The organism is Dactylosporangium sucinum, assembly GCF_014647515.1.
Taxonomy (GTDB): domain Bacteria; phylum Actinomycetota; class Actinomycetes; order Mycobacteriales; family Micromonosporaceae; genus Dactylosporangium; species Dactylosporangium sucinum.
Genome location: NZ_BMPI01000006.1, coordinates 228,529 through 247,620, shown reverse-complemented (window position 1 = coordinate 247,620; position 19,092 = coordinate 228,529). Strand labels below are relative to the sequence as shown.

Below are 19,092 nucleotides of genomic sequence, written 5' to 3'. Positions count from 1 at the left end.
ATGGCGGCCCATTGGCACACCTAAATTTCCCGCCATGCGTTTGCGCCAGTTCCGGCTGCCGATCGTCGTGGGCACCACCACGACGCTCGCGGTCGCCACCGCCACGGTGCTGCTCACCGCCGCGACCCCCGCGTCGGCGGCCACCACGACGTTCACCCCGGTCGCCGACACGTACGTCCAGAGCGACACGGCGTCCACCAACTACGGCACCGCCACCCAGATCGTGGTGGACAACTCGCCGGTCCGCCGGATGTTCCTGCGGTTCACCGTCTCCGGCGTGAGCGGTACCGTCACCGGCGCCAAGCTGCGGCTGCGCACCATCAGCGGCAACGACGGCAGCCCGGCCGGCGGCACCTTCCGGGCGGTGTCCAACACCACCTGGTCGGAGACCGGCACGACCTGGAACAACCAGCCGGCCCTCGACGGTGCGAGCCTCGGCTCGATCGGCTCGGTGGCCAAGGACAGCTGGTACGAGGTCGACGTCTTCTCGGTCGTCAAGGGCAACGGCACCTTCAGCTTCGGTGCCTCGTCGAGCAACAGCGACGGCGCCTACTACGACACCCGCGAGACGGGCGCCGACGCTCCGCAGCTCGTCATCACCACCGGCACCACGACCCCGACCACCCCGCCGGTCACGACGACCGCTCCGTCGGGCGACCCGGTCCTCGTCGGCGCCGGTGACATCGCCACCTCCGGCTCCGGCGACTCGGCCACGGCGGCGCTGATCAACGGCATCTCCGGCACGGTGTTCACCACCGGCGACAACGTCTACGACAACGGCACGACGTCGGAGTTCAACAGCTACTACGCGCCGACCTGGGGCGCGTTCAAGGCGCGGACCCGGCCCGCGCCGGGCAACCACGACTACAACACGTCCGGGGCGAGCGGCTACTACGCGTACTTCGGGACGCAGGCCGGCCCGTCGGGCCGCGGCTACTACTCGTACGACATCGGCAACTGGCACGTCGTCTCGCTCAACTCGAACGTGAGCATGTCCGCCGGCTCGGCGCAGGAGCAGTGGCTGCGCGCCGACCTGGCCGCCAGCACCAAGCCGTGCACGCTGGCCTACTGGCACCACCCGCTGTTCACGTCGGGCGCCAACCACGCGCCGTCGACCTCGACCCGGCCGCTCTACCAGGCGCTGTACGACTACAACGCCGACGTCGTCGTCTGGGGCCACAACCACCAGTACGAGCGGTTCGCCCCGATGAACCCGACGGGCGGCCTCGACAACAGCCGCGGCCTGCGCAGCTTCGTCGCCGGGATGGGCGGCGCCGACCACTACGGCTTCGGCACCGTCCAGGCCAACAGCCAGGCCCGCAACAGCGACACCTTCGGCGTGCTGAAGTTCACGCTGCACGCCAACAGCTACGACTGGCAGTTCGTCCCGGAGTCGGGCAAGACCTACAACGACAGCGGCACCGGCAGCTGCCACTAAGGCCAGGTGTGCAACAGGCCTAAAGGCGCGACGACAGGAATCGTCGCTCCGCATCGTTCGGAGTCAGGGCCGCGGCGTGTGCGTACGCCGCGGCCGCTTCCTCGGGACGGTCCAGTCGTCGCAGGAAGTCGGCGCGGACCGCGTGGAACACGTGGTACTGCCGCAAGGGAAGATCCTCGATCAGCCTGAGGCCGGCGCCGGGTCCCTCGAGCTCGGCGACGGCGACCGCGCGGTGCAGGGCGACGACGGGCGACGGGTGCAGCGCCATGAGCTGGTCGTACAGCTGGACCACCTGCCGCCAGTCGGTCGCCGGCCCGTCCGTGTGCACGGCGTTGATCGCGGCCTGGATCTGGTACTGGCCGGGGCGGTCGCGCCGCAGGCAGCGCCGCACGAGCGCGTGCCCCTCGGCGATCAGCGCGCCGTCCCACCGCGTCCGGTCCTGGTCGGCGAGCAGCACCAGCGAGCCGTCGGCGGCGAACCGGGCCGGCCGGCGGGCCTCGGTGAGCAGCATCAGGGCCAGCAGCCCGAGCACCTCGGGCTCGTCGGGCATCAGCTCGGCCAGCAGCCGGCCCAGCCGGATCGCCTCGGCGCACAGGTCGGCGCGGTCGGCGCCGTGGCCCTCGGTGAAGACCAGGTAGACGACGGCGAGCACACCGCCGAGCCGGTCGGGCAGGTCGGCCTCGCGGGGCACCCGGTACGGGATGCGGGCCGCCTTGATCTTCTGCTTCGCCCGCACGATCCGCTGGGCCGTGGCCGGCTCGGTCATCAGCAGCACCCGGGCGATCTCGGGGGTGGTCAGCCCGCCGAGCAGCCGCAGGGTGAGCGCGACGCGCGCCGTCATCGACAGCGCTGGATGGCAGCAGGTGAAGATGAGGCGGAGCCGCTCGTCGTGCACGGGGCCCTCCTCGTCCAGCTCGGCGTCCGACAGCAGCGCGGCCTCGGCGTGCTTCGACGAGCGTTTGGCCTCACGTCGCAAGCGGTCGATCGCCGCATTGCGAGCGGTCGTGATGATCCAGCCCGCCGGGCTCGGCGGGACGCCCGCGGCGGGCCAGCGCTGCACCGCGGCCGCGAACGCGTCCTGGACCGCCTCCTCGGCGGCGTCGAGGTCGCCGAGGAGCCGGTTCAGGACGGCCACCGCGCGGCCGTACTCCGCGCGGTAGATCTCCTCGATCACCACCGGAACGGGCGCACCTCGACCGGCAGCGTGGTCGCGACGACGGCCTTGCGCCCCCATTCCAGGGCGGCGTCGAGGTCGGGCACGTCGATGATCGTGAAGCCGCCGAGGTGCTCCCTGCCCTCGATGAACGGCCCGTCGCTCACCAGGATCTCCTCGTCCTTCGGGCGCAGGGTGCTGGCGGTCGCCGGCGGGTGCAGCCCGCCGCTGAACACCCACACGCCGGCGCCGCGCATCTCCTGCTCGAACTCGCCGACCTGCGCCATGATCTTCTCCAGCTCGGCCGGCGACGGGGGCGTACCCTCGCTCGGCTCGATGACGCTCAGCAGGTAGTGGGCCATGTCCGCCTCCTTCGTAGCGCTGTCTACCCCCTACACGAGCGGGCCCGCCCGGATTCGACACGGGCGCCAGTATTCTTTTGGAGAACCGTGTGGAGGGGGTTTTTCGGTGAGCAGGGAAACGCTGGAGTTTCAGGCGGAGACGCGGCAGCTCCTGCAGTTGATGGTCCACTCGATCTACTCGAACAAGGACATCTTCCTGCGCGAGCTGATCTCGAACGCGTCCGACGCGCTGGACAAGCTGCGGATCGAATCGCTGATCAACAAGGAGCTCCAGGTCGACACGGACGACCTGCACATCGAGCTGGAGATCGACAAGGACAGGCGCACGCTGACCGTGCGCGACAACGGCATCGGCATGTCGCACGAGGACGTCGTGTCGCTCATCGGCACGATCGCCAAGTCGGGCACCGCGGAGCTGCTGCGCAAGCTGCGCGAGACCCAGGACGCCGGCGCCTCGCAGGAGCTCATCGGCCAGTTCGGCGTCGGCTTCTACTCGACGTTCATGGTCGCCGACCGGGTCACCCTGGTCACCCGCAAGGCGGGCGAGAGCCAGGGCACCTCCTGGGAGTCGGCCGGCGAGGGCACCTACGAGATCGAGACGCTGGAGGACGCCCCGCAGGGCACCTCGGTCACCCTCCACCTCAAGCCGGAGGACAGCGAGGACCAGCTCTTCGACTACACCGCCGACTGGAAGATCCGCGAGATCGTCAAGCGGTACTCGGACTTCATCGCCTGGCCGATCCGGCTCGGCGGCGCCGAGGCGCCGATCAACTCGATGAAGGCGCTCTGGGCGCGGCCCCGCAGCGAGGTCAGCGACGCCGAGTATCACGAGTTCTACAAGCACGTCAGCCACGACTGGACCGACCCGCTCGAGACGATCCACATGAAGGCCGAGGGCACCTTCGAGTACGAGGCGCTGCTCTTCGTGCCGGCCCGGGCGCCGTTCGACCTGTTCACGCGGGACGGCAAGCGGGGCGTGCAGCTGTACGTCAAGCGGGTCTTCATCATGGACGACTGCGAGGCGTTGATCCCGCAGTACCTCCGCTTCGTGAAGGGCGTCGTGGACGCCCACGACCTGTCGCTCAACATCTCGCGCGAGATCCTGCAGCAGGACCGGCAGATCCAGGCCGTCCGGCGGCGGCTGGTCAAGAAGGTGCTCGGCACGCTCAAGGACATCAAGACCGGCGACGCCGAGAAGTACGGCGCGTTCTGGGCCGAGTTCGGCCGCCCGCTCAAGGAGGGCCTGCTCGAGGACGCCGAGAACCAGGACACGCTGCTGGAGCTGCTCCGGGTCACGTCCACGGCGGCCGAGTCGACCTCGCTCGCGGAGTATGTCGAGCGGATGAAGGACGGCCAGAAGGACATCTACTACATGACCGGCGAGTCGCGGGCCATGGTGGAGAAGTCCCCGCACCTGGAGGCGTTCCTGGCCAAGGGCTACGAGGTGCTCATCCTCACCGATCCGGTCGACGAGGTGTGGGTCGAGCGGGTCACCGAGTTCGAGGGCAAGCCGCTGCAGTCGGTCGCCAAGGGCAAGGTCGACCTGGGCGAGTCGGAGATCCCGCCGGAGCAGGCGGCCGACTTCGCGCCGCTGCTGACCTGGCTCGGCACCCGGCTCGAGGACGACGTCAAGGAGGTCCGGCTCACCGCCCGGCTCACCACCTCGGCGGCGTGCATCGTCGGCGACGAGCACGACATCACGCCGACGCTGGAGAAGATGTACCGGGCGATGGGCCAGGAGCTCCCGCACACCAAGCGGATCCTGGAGCTCAACCCGGCCCACCCGCTGGTGACCGGCCTGCGCGCGGCGCACGCCGCCGCTCCTGAGGCGGCATCGCTGGGTGAGACGGCCGAGCTGCTCTACGGCCTCGCGCTCCTGGCCGAGGGCGGCGACCTGGCCGACCCCGCGCGCTTCACCCGCCTCCTGGCCGACCGTCTGGCGACCACGCTGTGAGCGACGTCGAGAGCCTGCGGGCGGCCGAGCGCCGCCTGCAGGCCGCCCAGCTGGCGAGCGACGTGGCCGCCCTGGACGCGCTGATCGACGAGCGCCTGATCTTCACCGGCCCGGACGGCAAGCTGTACCGCAAGGAGGACGACCTCCACGTCCACCGCACCGGCCATCAGGTGATGACCCGGGTGGACGAGGAGTCGCTCGAGGTGCTGGTCGAGGAGCGGCTCGGGGTGACCTGGTTCCTGGGGACGCTGGAGGGCTCGTTCGGCGGCCAGCCGTTCGCCTGGCGGATGCGGTACACCCGCACCTGGGTCCACACGGAGACCCATGGCTGGCGGCTGGTCGCCGCGCACGCGAGCGTCGCCTAGTTCGCGGGCACCACGTCCGCCGGCCGCTGGACGGTGACCGGGAGGCCGTAGTCGAACAGCTCCAGCGTCGGTACCGCTCGCGGTCCTCGCGCACCCGGCCCCACGAGCGCATCAGGCGCTCCAGGGCCGCCTGCAGCAGGTCTTCGCCCGCCGCCCGGCCCCGGAAGGTTGACGCCCTCGTCAGGAATGCGTGAAGGAGAACCCGGCCGACCGCAGGCGCTCGGACGAGATCGGCATGACCGGCGTCCGGATCTCCGCGCGGTACCGCAGGTCGGGCCAACCTTCGGCGGCGCAGATCCGGCCGAAGACCTCCCGGTTCGTCGGCGGCACGGTGGCGTCCGGCACAGCGTTGTAGACCCCCGTCAGCCCGTTGACGACGACGAAGTCGAGCGCGGCGGCGGCGTCGCGGTAGTCGATGCGGTAGAGCAGGGCGTCGCCGTCGAACGGCACGCTCCCGCCGAGCAGCTCGTGGGCGAGCCGCACGCGGGCCGGGTAGTCGAGGTCGCGCGGGTGCCCGTAGACGTCGGGGATCCGCACCACGGCTCCACCGGCGGCGAGCACGGCCTCCTCGGCGGCGACGAAGTTGCGCGGCGAGGCGTCGTCGTCGCGGGTGAGCGGGCTGCCCTCGTCGACGACCGCGCCCTCCCCGGCACCGTAGACGGACACGGAGCTGGTGAACACCACCCGCGGGTGCACCCCGGCGGCCACGGTGGCCGAGGCGGTGAGCGTGTCGGCATACTCCTGCACCCGGTCGGCGGCGTCGAACGCCTTGCTGATCCGCGGGCTCACGGTGAGCACCACGGCGTCGACGCCGCGGGCGGCCCGGGCCATGGCGCCGGCGTCGCTGCCGCGCAGCACCACCACGTCGGAGCACACGCCCCCGACCTCGGCCACCCGCCCCGGCGAGGTGGTGGTCCCGGTGACCCGGTGCCCGGCCGCCGTCCACCGCCGCCCCAGCTCCATCCCGACGTTGCCGCACCCGACGATGAGGTATCGCACGCGCCACTCCTCTGTTTGGGAAACGCTGTTTCCATCCTGCCGTACCACGACGGCGGGACGCCAGGAGTCCGGCTTTCTGCGGCACGTCAGGGGCGTTTCAGCGCGCCCCGCCATCCTCCGTGGGTGCCGGCGGAACAGCTCCGCCGGACCACCGAAGACGGAGGAGTTCGCACCATGAAGATTCGGACCAGGCTGATCGTGACGCTGGCCGCGGCGGCCGCGATGCTGTTCGGCAGCACCGGGGTCGCGTCCGCGGAGACCATCGGGATCGGGATGGCGGTGCGGTTGCAGCCGCCGCGGGTCGTCACGATCACGCAGGGGAGCGGGCCGCTGTTCCTCGACGCCCACGAGATCGCTGAGCGTGACTTCAACGTGGTCACCCGGCCCGTGCAGAACAACACCACCCAGCAGTGGCTGCTCACCGACGTCGGTGGCGGGCTGTACACGATCCAGCAGGTCAGCTCCTGGCGGTACCTCGACGCGCACGAGATCGCCAGCCTCGACTACCGGGTGGTGACCCGGCCGCAGCAGAACAACAGCACGCAGCTGTGGCGCCTGTACGACTACGGCGGCGCGTTCTACATGATCCAGCAGGTCAGCAGCGGCCGGTACCTCGACGCCTACATCTCCAGCGCGCAGGACTTTCAGGCGGTCACCCGGCCGTACACCGGCGCCAACAGCCAGGTGTGGCGGATTCTCTGAGGGAGTATCTGATTCCCGACGTGAGCCGGGTGCCGCCCTCGCACGCTCGATAGCGTTTCCAGTCACACCGAGTGACTGGGGTACCCATGCAGGTCAGGCTTCTCGGCACCATCGACGTCACGGTTGACGCCGTGCACCGCCCGGTGCACGGCGTACGCCGCAAGGCGGTGCTCGCGGCCCTGGCCGTCCGGCCCGGGGAGGTCGTCAGCACCGACCGGATCGCCGACGTCGTGTGGGGCGAGGACCTGCCGGCGACCGCGGGGAACACGCTGCAGCGGCACGTCTCGCACCTGCGCCAGGTGCTCGGCAGCCGCGACGCCATCCTGGCCCGGGCCCCCGGCTACGTGCTCGACCTCGCCGGCGACGGCACCGACGCGGCCGTCGCCGAGCGGCTCATCCGGCAGTCGTCCGAGGCGACCGACCGCGCCGCGGCCGTGCGGCACCTGCGGGAGGCGCTGGCGCTGTGGCGGGGCCGGCCGTTGGAGGACGTCGTCGGCCGCGCCTGGCTCGACGTCGAGGCCGAGCGGCTGGAGAACCTGTGGCTGCTCGCCCAGCACACCCTGGCCGAGCATCGGCTCCATCTCGGGGAGCACGCCGAGCTCATCCCCGACCTGGAGCGGCTCACCCGCGACCATCCCCACGACGAGCGGTTCCACGCGCAGCTCATGGTCGCGCAGTACCGCGCCGGCCGCCCCGCCGACGCCCTGGCCACGTACCAGCGGGTCAAGCGCGCCTTCGACGACGACCTCGGCCTCGACCCCGGACCGGCGCTGCGCGACCTGGAGGCGGCGGTCCTGCGCCAGGACGCGTCCCTCGACCTGGCCCCGCCGCCGGTCGAGGTGCAGGCGACCGGCCCCGCCCAGCTGCCGTCCGCCGTGCGCGGCTTCACCGGGCACGCCGACCTGCTCGACCGCCTCGACTCGTTGGCCGGCGGATCCAGCGGTACCGCTGTGGTCTGCGCCGTCACCGGCCCGCCCGGCGCCGGCAAGACCAGCCTCGCCGTGCACTGGGCGCACCGGGCCGCCGGCCGGTTCCCCGACGGGCAGCTCTACGTCAACCTGCGCGGCTTCGACCCGCGGGACAGCGCCGTCGATCCGGGCGAGGCGCTGCGCGGCTTCCTCGACGCGTTCCACGTGCCGGTCGACCGTCGTCCGGCCGGGCTGGACGCGCAGGCTTCGCTGTACCGGAGCATCCTCAACGGCCGCAAAGTGCTCATCGTGCTCGACAACGCGCGCGACGCCGCGCAGGTCCGCCCGCTACTGCCCGGCTCGCCCGGCTGCCTGGTGATCGTCACCAGCCGCGACCGCCTCACCCCGCTCGTCGCGGCCGAGGGGGCGCACCCGTTCCCGGTCGGACCGCTGACCGAGGCCGGGTCGCGCGACCTGCTGGCCGCCCGCCTCGGCCCGGCCCGCGTCGCCGCCGAGCCCGAGGCCGTCGCCGAGATCGTCGCGTGCTGCGGTCGGCTGCCCCTGGCCCTGGCGATCGTCGCCGCCCACGCCGCCACCAGCCCGGACGCGCCGCTCGCCGCGCAGGCCGCCCAGCTGCGCGACGCGGCCGGCGGGCTCGACCCGTTCGACGGCGGCGACCCGTCGACGGACGTGCGGGCCGTCTTCTCGTGGTCGTACCGCGCGCTCGACGAGCCGGCCGCCCGCCTGTTCCGCCTGCTCGGCCTGCACCCGGGGGTCGACTTCGCGGCGCCGGCCGCGGCCAGTCTCGCGGGCCTGCCGCGCGTCGACGCCCTGCTGCGCACGCTCGTGCGCGCGAACCTGGTCACCGAGCACCGCCCCGGCCGGTACCGGTTGCACGACCTGCTACGCAGCTACGCCTTCGAGCACGTCCGGCCGGACGACCGCCCGGCCGCGGTGCGGCGCCTCCTCGACCACTACCTGCAGAGCGCGCGGGCCGCGGTACTGCTGCTGGATCCGGGGCGCAGCACGGTGGACGTCCCCGCGCCGGCGGCGGGGGTGACCCCGGTGGCGCTCGCCGACCGCGACCGGGCGCTGGCCTGGTTCGCGGCCGAGCACGCCGCGCTGCTGGCCGCCGTGGACCTCGGCGCGGGCAACGACTTCGACCGGCACGTGTGGCCGCTGGCATGGAGCCTCACGACGTACTTCGACTGGCGCGGCCACTGGGACGAGCTGATCGCCACCCAGACGGCGGCCCTGACGGCGCTGCGGCGGGTCGGCGACCGCTCGGCGGCGGCCCACACCCACCGCGACCTGGGCCGGACGTTCGCCCAGCTGGGCCGGTTCGCCGAGGCGAGCCTGCACCTGCAGGCGGCCCTGGCCCTGTACGGGGAGCTCAGCGACGTCGCCGGCCAGGCCCGCACGCACCACAACATCGGCTGGATGCTGCAGGCCCAGGGCGACCACCGCGCCGCGCTCGGGCACAGCGGCGAGGCCCACCGCCTGTTCAAGCTCGTGGGCGACCGCCTGTGGCAGGCCCGCACCCTCAACGCCACGGGCTGGCTGCACGGCCGGCTCGGCGAGCACGAGCACTCCCTGCGCCTGTGCGAGGCGGCGCTCGCCCTGCTGCAGGAGCTCGACGACGGCCACGGCGAGGCGGGCACCTGGGACAGCATCGCCTACGCCCACGACCAGCTGGGCGACCACGCCGCGGCGCTGCGGTGCTACCGCCGCGCGGTCGACTCGTTCGCCCGCCTGGGCGACCGCGGCGCCGAGGGCGACGTCCTGCTCAACCTGGGCGACAGCCACGCCGCGGCGGGCGAGCACGACGCCGCGGAGGCCGCGTGGCGCACGGCCCTGGCCACGTTCGAGGCGCTGGGTCACCCGTCGGCCGAGGCGGCCCGCGGCCGCCTGCGCCGGCCCTACGCCGCGGCCTCCGGGAGCACCAGCGGCAGCACGGCGTCGCAGACCTCCAGGACCGGGTAGGGGTAGGCCCTGGCGAGGATCGGGAGGGCGCCGAACGGGTCCGCTCCCGCGAGCGCGCACGCGCCGGCGCGCAGCAGCACCTCGGGCTGCGCCTCGGGCTCGCCGGCGGCGTCGACCAGCTGACCGATCAGCGTCTGCCAGGCCAGCGCCTGCTTGTCGGGGTCGGTGACGGCCGCCGCCGCGGTCTCGGCCGGCTCCCACAGTTGCGCCTCGGCGAAGGTCCGGGTCATGTCCGCGAGCGCCGCGGCACGGGCGTCGGGGTCGGCGATGTCGCGGGCGGCGCGCAGCGCGGCGTCGGCGAGCGGGCCGGCCGCCTCCGGCTCGGCGGCGTGGAACGCGGCGGCCAGGGTGGCCAGCGCCGCCGCCCGGTGCTCGGCGCCGGTGACCAGCTCGGCGGCGTCGACGGCCTGCTCCAGCAGTCCGGCCTCGGCCAGGGCGGCGGCCAGCTCGGTGTACATCTGGGCGCGGGCGTCGGGGTCCGGCACGATGCGGACCACCTGCTCGACAAGCGTCGCGACCCGGCCGGCCTCCGCGGTGTCCACCATGGACAGTGCGCGGACCACCGGGATGAGGGCCCGGCCGCGGGCCTGGCCGTCGCCGGCGGCCCGGGCTGCCCGCTCGGCCGCGCCGGCCATCTGCCGGGCCAGGTCGGTGTCGACCGCGGCGAGCGCCTCGGCGAGGTCCACGAGCGCCCAAGCCTGCTGGGCCCGCCCGGCGATCGACTCCGCGATCCCGGCGGCGCGGTCGGCGACCGACCGGGCGCGGCCGGGGTCCACGACGGCCAGCGCCCGGACCAGGTCGGCCAGCGCCTCGACCTGCGCCTCGGCCGGGCCGGCGGACAGCGCGACCCGCTCGGCGCGGTCGGCCACCCGGCCGGCCCGCTCGACGTCCACCATGGACACCGGCCGGATCAGCTCGGTCAGCAGCTTGGCCTGCTGCGCCAGGTCGCTGACGTAGAACGCCGCCTGCTCGACGTTGTCGGTCAGCCGCAGGACCCGCTCCCCGTCCACCAGCGCCATGACCTTGACCAGGCCGATCATGGTCGTGGCGCCGCGGTCGTGGTTGCTCAGCGACCGGGAGATGAGCTCGACCTGGTCGGCGACCCGGCCGGCCCACGCGGGGTCCGCCCCGGACAGCCCGGTGGCCAGCCCGACGAGCGCCTGCGCACGGGCCGGGCGGCTCGGGATCACCTCGGCGACCTCCTCGGCCAGTCCCCACTGCCCGGTGTCCACCAGCGCCTGGAACAGGTCGGCGTGCGCCGCGCCGCGGGCGGGCGACTCGCCGAGCGAGTCCGCCGCGTGCCTGGCCCAGCGGGTCAGCTCCGCGACCCGGGCCGGGGCCACGTCCGCGACCGCGGCGATCATGCGGGTCAGCGCCCGCGCCTGGAAGGACGGGTTCACGGCGGTGCGGGCCGCCGCCTCGGCCGCCTCGGCCACCGGTATGGCCCGCTCCGGGTCGACGTCGGCGAGCACCTCGGCCAGCTTGCTCAGGACCTGGGCCCGGCCGGCCGGGTCGGTGATCGCGTCCGCGGCCTTCTCGGCCCGGCCGCCGACCTCCAGCGCCCGCTCGGCGTCGGCCGGCACCAGCGCGCGGGTCAGCCGGGTCAGCGCGGCGGCCTGTTCGGCCGGGCTGGTGATCGCCCGCGCGCCCGCCTCGGCGGCGTCGGCCACCGGACCGACCGCGCGCGGGTCGCGAGCGGCCAGGGCCGTCGCGAGGATGTTCAGCGCGCGGGCCCGCTCCCGCGGATTCGGTACCGCGTCGGCGAACTCCCGGGCCGCCGCCAACTGCCCGGCGGTCACCATCGCGCCGGACAGGCGGGCCAGCGCCACGCTGCCGAACACGCCCGGGGCCGCCTCTGCGGCCGTACGCGCCGCCGCGGCGACCCGGACCGCGCGCTCCGGGTCCACCGGCGACAGCACCTCGACCAGCGCGGTCAGCGCCTCCGCCTTCTGCGTGCTGTCGGTGATGCCCAGCGCCGCCTGTTCGGCCGCGGCGGCCGGCCGCCGGGCCCGCCGCGGGTCGACCGGGATCAGCGCCGCGGCCAGCCACCCGTTCGCCCGCGCCCGCCAGTACCCGTAGGCGATCGTGCCGGCCACGTGCTCCGCCTTGCGCCAGCGCTGCGCCCAGGCCAGGCCCTTGACCACCGCGGCCGACGCCGGGGCCCGCAGCCTGCGGTTGCGCACCTCGTGCGTGACCGCCTCGGCCCGGTCGTACAAGCCCGCGGCGGTCAGTGTGGCGGCCAGCGCGGTGAAGCAGCGCGTCCGCCGCTCGTGGTCGATGACCTGGCGGGCCGCCCGCACCGCGAGGTTGGCCACCTTGCCGACCCGCGAGGGGTTGACCACCGCCATCGCGGCCGCCACGGCGGTCAGCGTCTCCGCGCGCCGGCCCGCGTTCGTCGTCTCGCCGGCCAGCTGGGCCGCGCGCTCGGCCAGCCGGGTGGCCCATTGCTGGTCGAGCCCGGCCAGGCGCGTCGCCAGCGCCGCGAGCACCCGCGCCTCCGTGGCCCGGCCGATCACCGCGCGGGCCGCCTGCTCGGCCGCCTCGGCCGCGAGCCAGGCGGCCTCGCGGTCCACGGCGAACAGCGTCTCGACGAGGCGGGTCAGCGCGTCGGCGCGGCGCTTCGCGTCCGGGACGGCGTCGGCGGCCCGCACGGCCTCCTCGGCGAGCTCCCGGCACCGGACCCGGTCGTCCGTCCACACCGCGCGGGCCAGCGTGCCGAGCGCCTGCACGCGGGACTGTGGATCGTCGATCGCGCGGACCACCCGGTCCGCCCAGTCCCACTGCCGGGCCTGGGCCAGCGTTTGCACCAGCCTCGTCAGCGCCAGGTTCCGCTGGCTCGGGTCGGCCATGCTCCGGCCGAGCGCCAGGGCCCGCAGCGGGTTGCCCACGCGGGCCCAGATGCCGGGCAGCTCCGGCGGGATCGCCCGGGTCCGGTCGGCCAGCCGGGCCCGGTGCACGCCGAGCAGGGCCAGCGTCGGCAGGTGCGGGCTGGGCCGGCGCAGCTGCAGCTGCCGCGCCGAGGCGATCTCGGTCAGCGTCGCCGCGTCGCCCTGGGTGCTGGCCAGCAGCCGGGCGTGCCGCGCCGGGTCGGTGGCGAGCGCCGCCAGCCGGTCGTGGTCGCCGGTGGCGGTGAGCAGCGCGGCGTAGGGCCGCAGCAGGTACCGCGGGGTGTCGGCCGGCCAGCCCCGCGTCGCGTACGTCTTGGCCCACTCGTGGATGCGGGCGCGGTACGGCTCCAGGTCGTCGCCGAGCCGCGCCTCGGCGATCGTCCGCAGCGTGTCGTGGGCGAACAGGTACACCCGGCGCCCGTCGTGGCTCGCCGGGTCGCGCGTCTCCCGGGTGCGCAGGCTGCGGCCGAACACGCTGCCGAGCAGGTCGTCCAGGACGTACCCGGGCTCGCCCACCAGCTCGGACAGCTCGGGTCGGGACAGGCCGCCGCCGGCGGCGGTGATGAACGAGATGACGTCGATGTGCAGCCGGTCGTGGCTGCCGAGCCGCTGCCGCAGCTCGAAGAGGGTCCGGTTCTGCACGTCGACCGCGTGCGGTGACGGCTCGAGCTGCCGGGCCTGGCACTGCCGCAGCGGGTGGCCGTCCTCCACGTCGGCCGGCAGGCCGGGGTGCGGCCGGCTGGTGACCATCACCTTGACCGCGCCCGGGCGGCGGTTGGGCAGCAGCGACGCGATGCTCGGCACCGAGGACGCGGTCGACTCGTCCTCGTCGAGGCCGTCGACGACGATGAGCAGCTGCCGGCCCTGCGCGGCGAGCCGGTCGGCGGCCGCGTCCAGCAGCCGGCGGCGGTGCCGGTCGCCGCCGGCCTTCGAGGTGACGGCCGGCACCGGCTCACCGGCGAGGGTGGCGAGCTGCTCGATCATCGCCTCGGTGAAGGCGTCGCTGTCGGCCTGCCCGCGCAGCCGGCTGGTGACGAAGAAGGAGGCCACGCTCACGCCGGCCGGCGGGTGCAGCACGACCCAGGCGGCCAGCGCGGACTTGCCGGCCCAGGGCTGGCCCTGCCACCAGAGGTACGGGTCGTCCCCGGCGCAGAAGCGCACCACCTCGGCCAGCTCGTCGGCCCGGCCGAGCAGCCGGTCGGGTGCGATGTCCGCGACCTGGGCGGCGTACCCGGCGACGACCGCCTGTTGCGGGTCCGGCGGGACCACGTCCGGCAGCGCGTCGGCCGCGGGCGCCAGCCCGGTCAGCTCGCGCAGCTGGGCCAGGCTCTGCGGGCCGAGCTTCTCGTACCACCGGTCGGCCCGGACCGCCGCCAGCCGGTTCAGGCCGTCGCCGGGGTGGTGCTCGGAGACCACGCCGACGACGTGCCCGCCGATCAGGACGGCGGACCCGGACATCCCTTCCCAGGGCGAGCGGCGCGGGTCGGGGTCGCGCTCGGGCGGGTCGACGCGCAGCTCCAGCGTGCCTTCGCGCTGGTTGGACAGCACCGCGATGCGGCCGACCTCGTGATAGGAGTCGCGGTACTGCGTATTCGTCTTCGGGGCGCCTACCGGCCGGTCGTCGCGCAGCTTGAACCGCGGGAAGCCCATGGTGCTGTAGAACAGCAGGGCGTCGGCGTCGCGGATCCGGCCGAAGGGCACCGCGTCCAGCTCCGGTTCGTCCTGGCGGGGCGATATCCGCAGTACCGCGGCATCCACCGTCGCGTCGAGCCAGTCGACGGTGGCCTGTGCCGACCACTCCTCGGGCCGGTCGGCGTCGAACCGGACCACGACGGTCGCGCCACCGTTGACGACGTGGGCCGCGGTGAGCACGGCGGTCGACGTCAGCCGGTATCCCGAGCCGCGCCACGCCGCCCCGTCCGCGCCGGTGACCAGGACCTCCGCGGCCCGATGCGGGTCCACGCCGCCGACGTCGGCCCCGGCCCGGGTCGTCCACATGCCGCCGTCAGCGCTCCTGCGCGGCCTGCGCTCCGGAGACGTACGGCGAGCGGCCCGAGTCACCGAGGCGCGGCTGCAGGGTCAGCTTCACCCGCTGCGTCGAGGCATGCTTCACGGACCCCTCGGGCCCGAGGTCGAGCACCCAGAACCGGACCTTGGCCGACGCGCCCCCGCTGCGGTCGAGCCCGACCGAGACCTCCAGCTCGATGGGGCCGAGCTCGAAGCGCAACCCGTCGGCGGGCGCCGCGTCGACCGCGGCCTCCAGCTCGGAGCGCAGGTCCCGGATGACGTCGGACAGCTCGATCACGCAGACTCCTCGATACGGGGGCAGGCTGTGCCTGTAACGTAGCGCAGCCCATCCATGGAGCAAGTCACCCGTATCGCTGAGTGTCGCTCTCCGGACGTGCTCTTGCCCCTGCGCGGCCGTTGTTCCCTCGGTTTCATCGGCCGGACACCGTCACCGTGCCGGCCGCGGCCCCGACCACGGCGGCCACCACGAGCGCCGCCGCCCCGGCGGCCGGACCGGCCACGTCGGACGCGGGGTTCAAGTCCGGCGGGTGTGGCACCTGGACGAAGACGGGTTGAGCGGTCGCCCGCTGGTCGTGCGCGGCGGCGTGCGCGATGGTGGAGGCGTGACCTACATTGCCTCGCCCGACCGTTACGGGTCCATGGACTACCGCCGCACCGGCCGCAGCGGGCTGCGCCTGCCGGCCGTGTCCCTCGGCCTGTGGCACAACTTCGGCCACGACCGCCCGTTCGACAACCACCGCGCCGTCGTCCGCCGCGCGTTCGACCTCGGGATCACCCACTTCGACCTGGCCAACAACTACGGGCCGCCCTACGGCTCGGCCGAGGAGAACTTCGGCCGCATCCTGGCCACCGACTTCCGGCCGCACCGTGACGAGCTGGTGGTGTCGACCAAGGCCGGCTACGACATGTGGCCGGGTCCCTATGGGGAGTGGGGTTCGCGCAAGTACCTCATGAGCTCGCTCGACCAGTCCCTGCGCCGGCTGGGCCTGGAGTATGTCGACATCTTCTACTCGCACCGCTTCGACCCCGGCACGCCGCTGGAAGAGACGATGGGCGCCCTGGACGCCGCGGTCCGCCAGGGCAAGGCGCTCTACGTCGGCATCTCGTCGTACTCACCGGCGAAGACCCGCGAGGCGGCCGCGATCCTGCGCGCGCTCGGCACCCCGCTGCTCATCCACCAGCCGTCGTACTCGATGCTGAACCGCTGGATCGAGGACGGCCTGCTCGACGCGCTGGACGAGGTCGGCGCGGGCACGATCACGTTCTCCCCGCTGGCCCAGGGCATGCTGACCGACCGCTATCTCGACGGCGTCCCGTCGGACTCCCGCGCCGCCGAGCACAGCTCGCTGTCGCCGGACTGGCTGACCACCGACAACCTGGCCAAGATCCGGGCCCTGAACGACATCGCGGCCCGGCGGGGGCAGTCGCTGGCCCAGATGGCGCTGGCCTGGACCCTGCGCGACCCGCGCGTGACCTCCACGCTGATCGGCGTGAGCAGCGTCCGCCAACTGGAGGACAACGTGGCGGCCCTGGCGAACACGACGTTCACGACGGATGAGTTGGCCGAGATCGATAGCTATGCCACCGAGTCCGGTATCAATCTCTGGGCCCGCTCCAGCGAGCACTAATCCTGGGGAGAGCGGCTTCCGTCAATGCGGCAACGTCGGTAGTCTCACTGTGACTACCGACCGGTGGTGCTCGTGGCGCCACCGTGGGTCATCCCCTCCGTTTGTCGACCCTTGAAGGGCGGAAACCGCATCGTGACCGAAACCCCGTTGTGGCTGCAGGGCCGCACCGCCGTCGTGGAGGCCACCGAGCCGGCGCACTGGCGTGACGGTGTTCCCGACTACCACCTGTCGCACACCGTCATGCCCGGTCAGCGCACCCACCAGTTCGCGCCCGACTCGCTCGAGGCCGTCGTCGAGAAGATCGTGCAGGTCTTCGAGATGGAGGTCTCGCACAAGAAGGACCCGCAGACCTGGGTGTCGATGGTGACCGAGCACTTCCGGACCAACGTCAACGGCGGTCCGTGGGCGAGCGCGCAGGACATCGCCGACACCGGCAGCTACAACATCCTGATCGGGAACAGCGCCTTCTACCGCAGCGGCAAGGAGTCGTTCGAGTCCTCGCACCACATCTTCCACAAGGCGTTCCCGGGCGGGTTCTACTGGGAGGTGCTGGAGGTCCTCAGCCCGCCGCCGGTCGTCACGTTCAAGTGGCGGCACTGGGGCGCGTTCGAGGGTGAGTACCACGGGTTCCAGCCCGACGGCAGCACGATCGAGATGTTCGGCGTGAGCATCGCGAAGGTGGACGACGACCTGAAGCTCCTGCAGGTCGAGCACTTCTACGACCCGAACGAGTTCCTCGGCAAGCTCACCGGCGGTTGCCCGGTCGCGCACTGACCCACGTCCGGCTGCGGCCGCACCGTGCGGAGCGGGCTCCGGCACGGTGACGGCCGCGGCGTCGCCATCGTGCGCGGCCGGTCGAGGCTCACGGCGGCGCCGTCACCGCGGCGCGCGAACCCGGCCACGGATCGGCCTTCACCGTCCGCCTGCGCCGCGCGGGGGCCGGCTGATCGGCTGGTGGGTGGTTTCGAGGAGGTCGACGGCGGTGGCGGCGCCGTCGGCGAGGCGGATGTCGGCGCCGAGGCGGGCGGCGGCGCCGCGGTGCGGTCCGTCGGCGAGCAGGTCGGTCACGGCGGCGCGGATGGTCTCGACGCCGGCCGTTCGGGGGAGCATCCGGCCGGCGCCGTGCCGTTCGAGGGCGCGCCCGATGGCGGTCTGGTCCATCAGCGGGTGCATCGGCAGGACCAGCAGGGGGATGCCGTAGGCGAGGGCACGCGCGGTGGTGCTGTGCCCGCCGTGGCCGATGACGAGCGAGGCCGACGGCATGACCTCGGCGTGGTCGAGGTGCCGGTGCACGGTGGCGTTGGCGGGTGCGCGCAGGGTGGCCGGGTCGATGCTCGGGCCGGTGGTGACGACCGCGTCGAGGTCGAGGCCACCGACGGCATCGAGGATGCGCTGCAGCGCGCGGTCCTGCCCGGGAAACCGGGTGGTGCTGAGGCTGACGAGCACGCGGGGGCGACCGGGTGCCGGTTCGGCGGCGCGGGGTGGGTCCTGCCAGACCGGGCCGACGTGCCGCACGGATGCCGGGAACGGAGCGCGGCGGGGTGGCTCGAAGTCGGCGCGGACGGTGACCAGGCTCAGCTCGGGCGCGTGGAGGATCGGTCGCATCCGGATCCCCCGCAGGCGCAGGATCGCGCCGACCGGGCCGCGAGCCTCGCCCTCGAAGAAGCCGAACAGGGTGTGCACCAGCGAGACGGTCGGCAGCCCGGCCCGCCGGACGGTGTCCAGCGCGCCGAGCAGGAGGCAGTCCACGATGACCACGTCGGTGGGCTCCTGCCCGGCCAGCCGGATCGCGTCGGCGCCGATGCCCCGGTCGGCGAAGACCGCGGTCAGGTCGCGCAGCCCGGACAGCGTGCTGCGCGGCGCGGCCGCGTCGTAGGCGAGCCCGTCGCGGACGGCGGTGAACGGGAGCCCGGCGCGTTCAATGGCGGCGCGCTGCGGCTCGTGGCCGAGGAACCGGGCGGTGCCGCCGCGGCGGACGATCTCGCGGGCGATGCCGAGCGCGGGCGGCAGATTGCCGCCGGCGTCGACGGTGACGAACAACGTGTGCATCCGCTGGACTCCTTCCGTCCGGCCGGGGTCAGTCGCCGCCGGCGAGGATCGCGGTGACCATGGCGTGCATCCGCGACTGGGTCGTGGGCCGGTCGAGGCCGCGGTCGCGGCGCAGCAGCTTCCACGTGTAGAGGTCGGTGGCGACCACGAGCAGGTCGGCCAGCGCCTCCCGGTCGCCCTCCGGCCGGGCCTGCAGCTGCGGGCCGAAGGTGTCCTCGACCCAGCGGCGATGGAGCTCCTTGCCCGGGCCGACCACGGCGGCGATGCGTGGGTCGTGCTCCTGGCCGAGCAGCCGCAGGACGAAGTCGCCGCGCCGCTCGTAGTGCGCCACGACCGCCTCGACCGCGCCGGCCACGTCGCCGGCCGGGGCCCGGCGCTCCTGCTCGACCTCGGCGGAGGCGAGCGCGACCGCCGCGTCCAGCAACCCGTCGCGGCTGCCGAAGTGCCGCAGCACCGTCTGCACGCTCGTCGCGGCCCGGGAGGCGACCTCGTCGAGGGTTATCTCGATCGTCATCTTCTCCTCGCTCAGCTCGAGCACGGCCCGCAGCACGCGAAGCCGGGTCGCCGCCTTCGCCTCGGCGCGGGCCCGCATGGTGTACCGCCGGGGAGCGTTCATCACCCAGCACGCTACCGGC

The 19,092-nt window shown here is 73.7% G+C and carries 14 protein-coding genes; 7 read left to right on the top strand and 7 right to left on the bottom strand.

Features of this window, described 5'->3' with window-relative positions:
• The first annotated feature begins 34 nt into the window (after positions 1-34).
• Positions 35-1,438 carry a CBM96 family carbohydrate-binding protein gene (locus IEZ31_RS08340; RefSeq protein ID WP_190249165.1) on the top strand — a complete coding sequence of 468 codons (1,404 nt, stop codon included), beginning with the start codon at positions 35-37 and terminating at the stop codon, positions 1,436-1,438.
• A gap of 19 nt (positions 1,439-1,457) precedes the next feature.
• Here IEZ31_RS08340 and IEZ31_RS08335 read toward each other — a convergent pair whose 3' ends face one another.
• A complete protein-coding gene (locus tag IEZ31_RS08335) occupies positions 1,458-2,615 on the bottom strand; it encodes an RNA polymerase sigma factor (protein WP_229834457.1) in 1,158 nt (385 codons plus the stop codon).
• A complete protein-coding gene (locus IEZ31_RS08330) occupies positions 2,609-2,953 on the bottom strand; it encodes a YciI family protein (protein ID WP_190249163.1) in 345 nt (114 codons plus the stop codon). Before IEZ31_RS08330 ends, IEZ31_RS08335 begins: the two co-directional genes overlap by 7 nt.
• Positions 2,954-3,059: 106 nt before the next feature.
• Between IEZ31_RS08330 and htpG the strand changes: the two genes are divergently transcribed.
• The gene (htpG, locus tag IEZ31_RS08325; RefSeq protein ID WP_190249162.1) at positions 3,060-4,907 is read left to right on the top strand and encodes a molecular chaperone HtpG; all 1,848 of its coding nucleotides are present in this window, start codon (positions 3,060-3,062) and stop codon (positions 4,905-4,907) included.
• Positions 4,904-5,272, top strand: coding sequence for a nuclear transport factor 2 family protein (locus IEZ31_RS08320; RefSeq protein WP_229834456.1), 369 nt, complete (start codon positions 4,904-4,906; stop codon positions 5,270-5,272). Before htpG ends, IEZ31_RS08320 begins: the two co-directional genes overlap by 4 nt.
• A 180-nt stretch (positions 5,273-5,452) precedes the next feature.
• On the opposite strand, the gene IEZ31_RS08315 is transcribed toward IEZ31_RS08320, so the two are convergent.
• Positions 5,453-6,271: an NAD-dependent epimerase/dehydratase family protein gene (locus IEZ31_RS08315; RefSeq protein WP_190249161.1), complete on the bottom strand. Its 819-nt coding sequence runs from the start codon at positions 6,269-6,271 to the stop codon at positions 5,453-5,455.
• A 174-nt stretch (positions 6,272-6,445) separates the two neighbouring features.
• Here IEZ31_RS08315 and IEZ31_RS08310 point away from each other — a divergent pair, with 174 nt between their 5' ends.
• Both IEZ31_RS08310 and IEZ31_RS08305 read left to right on the top strand, forming a co-directional pair.
• Positions 6,446-6,973 carry an RICIN domain-containing protein gene (locus IEZ31_RS08310; protein WP_190249160.1) on the top strand — a complete coding sequence of 176 codons (528 nt, stop codon included), beginning with the start codon at positions 6,446-6,448 and terminating at the stop codon, positions 6,971-6,973.
• 86 nt (positions 6,974-7,059) lie between these two features.
• Positions 7,060-9,864 carry an AfsR/SARP family transcriptional regulator gene (locus IEZ31_RS08305; RefSeq protein WP_190249159.1) on the top strand — a complete coding sequence of 935 codons (2,805 nt, stop codon included), beginning with the start codon at positions 7,060-7,062 and terminating at the stop codon, positions 9,862-9,864.
• Here the strand turns inward: IEZ31_RS08305 and IEZ31_RS08300 are convergent.
• Both IEZ31_RS08300 and IEZ31_RS08295 read right to left on the bottom strand, forming a co-directional pair.
• Positions 9,801-14,750 carry a P-loop domain-containing protein gene (locus tag IEZ31_RS08300; protein ID WP_190249158.1) on the bottom strand — a complete coding sequence of 1,650 codons (4,950 nt, stop codon included), beginning with the start codon at positions 14,748-14,750 and terminating at the stop codon, positions 9,801-9,803. The genes IEZ31_RS08305 and IEZ31_RS08300 overlap by 64 nt on opposite strands.
• A gap of 7 nt (positions 14,751-14,757) precedes the next feature.
• Complete coding sequence (locus tag IEZ31_RS08295) at positions 14,758-15,057, bottom strand: trypco2 family protein (RefSeq protein ID WP_190249157.1); 300 nt, start codon at positions 15,055-15,057, stop codon at positions 14,758-14,760.
• Between the two features lie 325 nt (positions 15,058-15,382).
• On the opposite strand from IEZ31_RS08295, the gene mgrA reads away from it, so the two are divergent.
• Positions 15,383-16,408, top strand: coding sequence for an L-glyceraldehyde 3-phosphate reductase (mgrA, locus tag IEZ31_RS08290; protein WP_190249156.1), 1,026 nt, complete (start codon positions 15,383-15,385; stop codon positions 16,406-16,408).
• Positions 16,409-16,540: 132 nt separating this feature from the next.
• Entirely contained in the window at positions 16,541-17,182 is a 642-nt protein-coding gene (locus tag IEZ31_RS08285) for a SnoaL-like polyketide cyclase (protein ID WP_190249155.1), read from the top strand.
• A gap of 138 nt (positions 17,183-17,320) precedes the next feature.
• On the opposite strand, the gene IEZ31_RS08280 is transcribed toward IEZ31_RS08285, so the two are convergent.
• Together IEZ31_RS08280 and IEZ31_RS08275 are read right to left on the bottom strand one after the other, a co-directional pair.
• Positions 17,321-18,457 carry a glycosyltransferase gene (locus tag IEZ31_RS08280; RefSeq protein ID WP_190249154.1) on the bottom strand — a complete coding sequence of 379 codons (1,137 nt, stop codon included), beginning with the start codon at positions 18,455-18,457 and terminating at the stop codon, positions 17,321-17,323.
• Positions 18,458-18,485: 28 nt separating this feature from the next.
• Positions 18,486-19,073, bottom strand: coding sequence for a TetR/AcrR family transcriptional regulator (locus IEZ31_RS08275; RefSeq protein WP_190249153.1), 588 nt, complete (start codon positions 19,071-19,073; stop codon positions 18,486-18,488).
• Positions 19,074-19,092 lie beyond the last annotated feature (19 nt).

Coding starts and splice junctions, on each gene's coding strand:
- IEZ31_RS08340 (WP_190249165.1), top strand. CDS start 35: ATGCGTTTGCGCCAGTTCCGGCTGCCGATCGTCGTGGGCACCACCACG.
- IEZ31_RS08330 (WP_190249163.1), bottom strand. CDS start 2,953: ATGGCCCACTACCTGCTGAGCGTCATCGAGCCGAGCGAGGGTACGCCC.
- IEZ31_RS08310 (WP_190249160.1), top strand. CDS start 6,446: ATGAAGATTCGGACCAGGCTGATCGTGACGCTGGCCGCGGCGGCCGCG.
- IEZ31_RS08305 (WP_190249159.1), top strand. CDS start 7,060: ATGCAGGTCAGGCTTCTCGGCACCATCGACGTCACGGTTGACGCCGTG.
- IEZ31_RS08300 (WP_190249158.1), bottom strand. CDS start 14,750: ATGTGGACGACCCGGGCCGGGGCCGACGTCGGCGGCGTGGACCCGCAT.
- IEZ31_RS08280 (WP_190249154.1), bottom strand. CDS start 18,457: ATGCACACGTTGTTCGTCACCGTCGACGCCGGCGGCAATCTGCCGCCC.
- IEZ31_RS08275 (WP_190249153.1), bottom strand. CDS start 19,073: ATGAACGCTCCCCGGCGGTACACCATGCGGGCCCGCGCCGAGGCGAAG.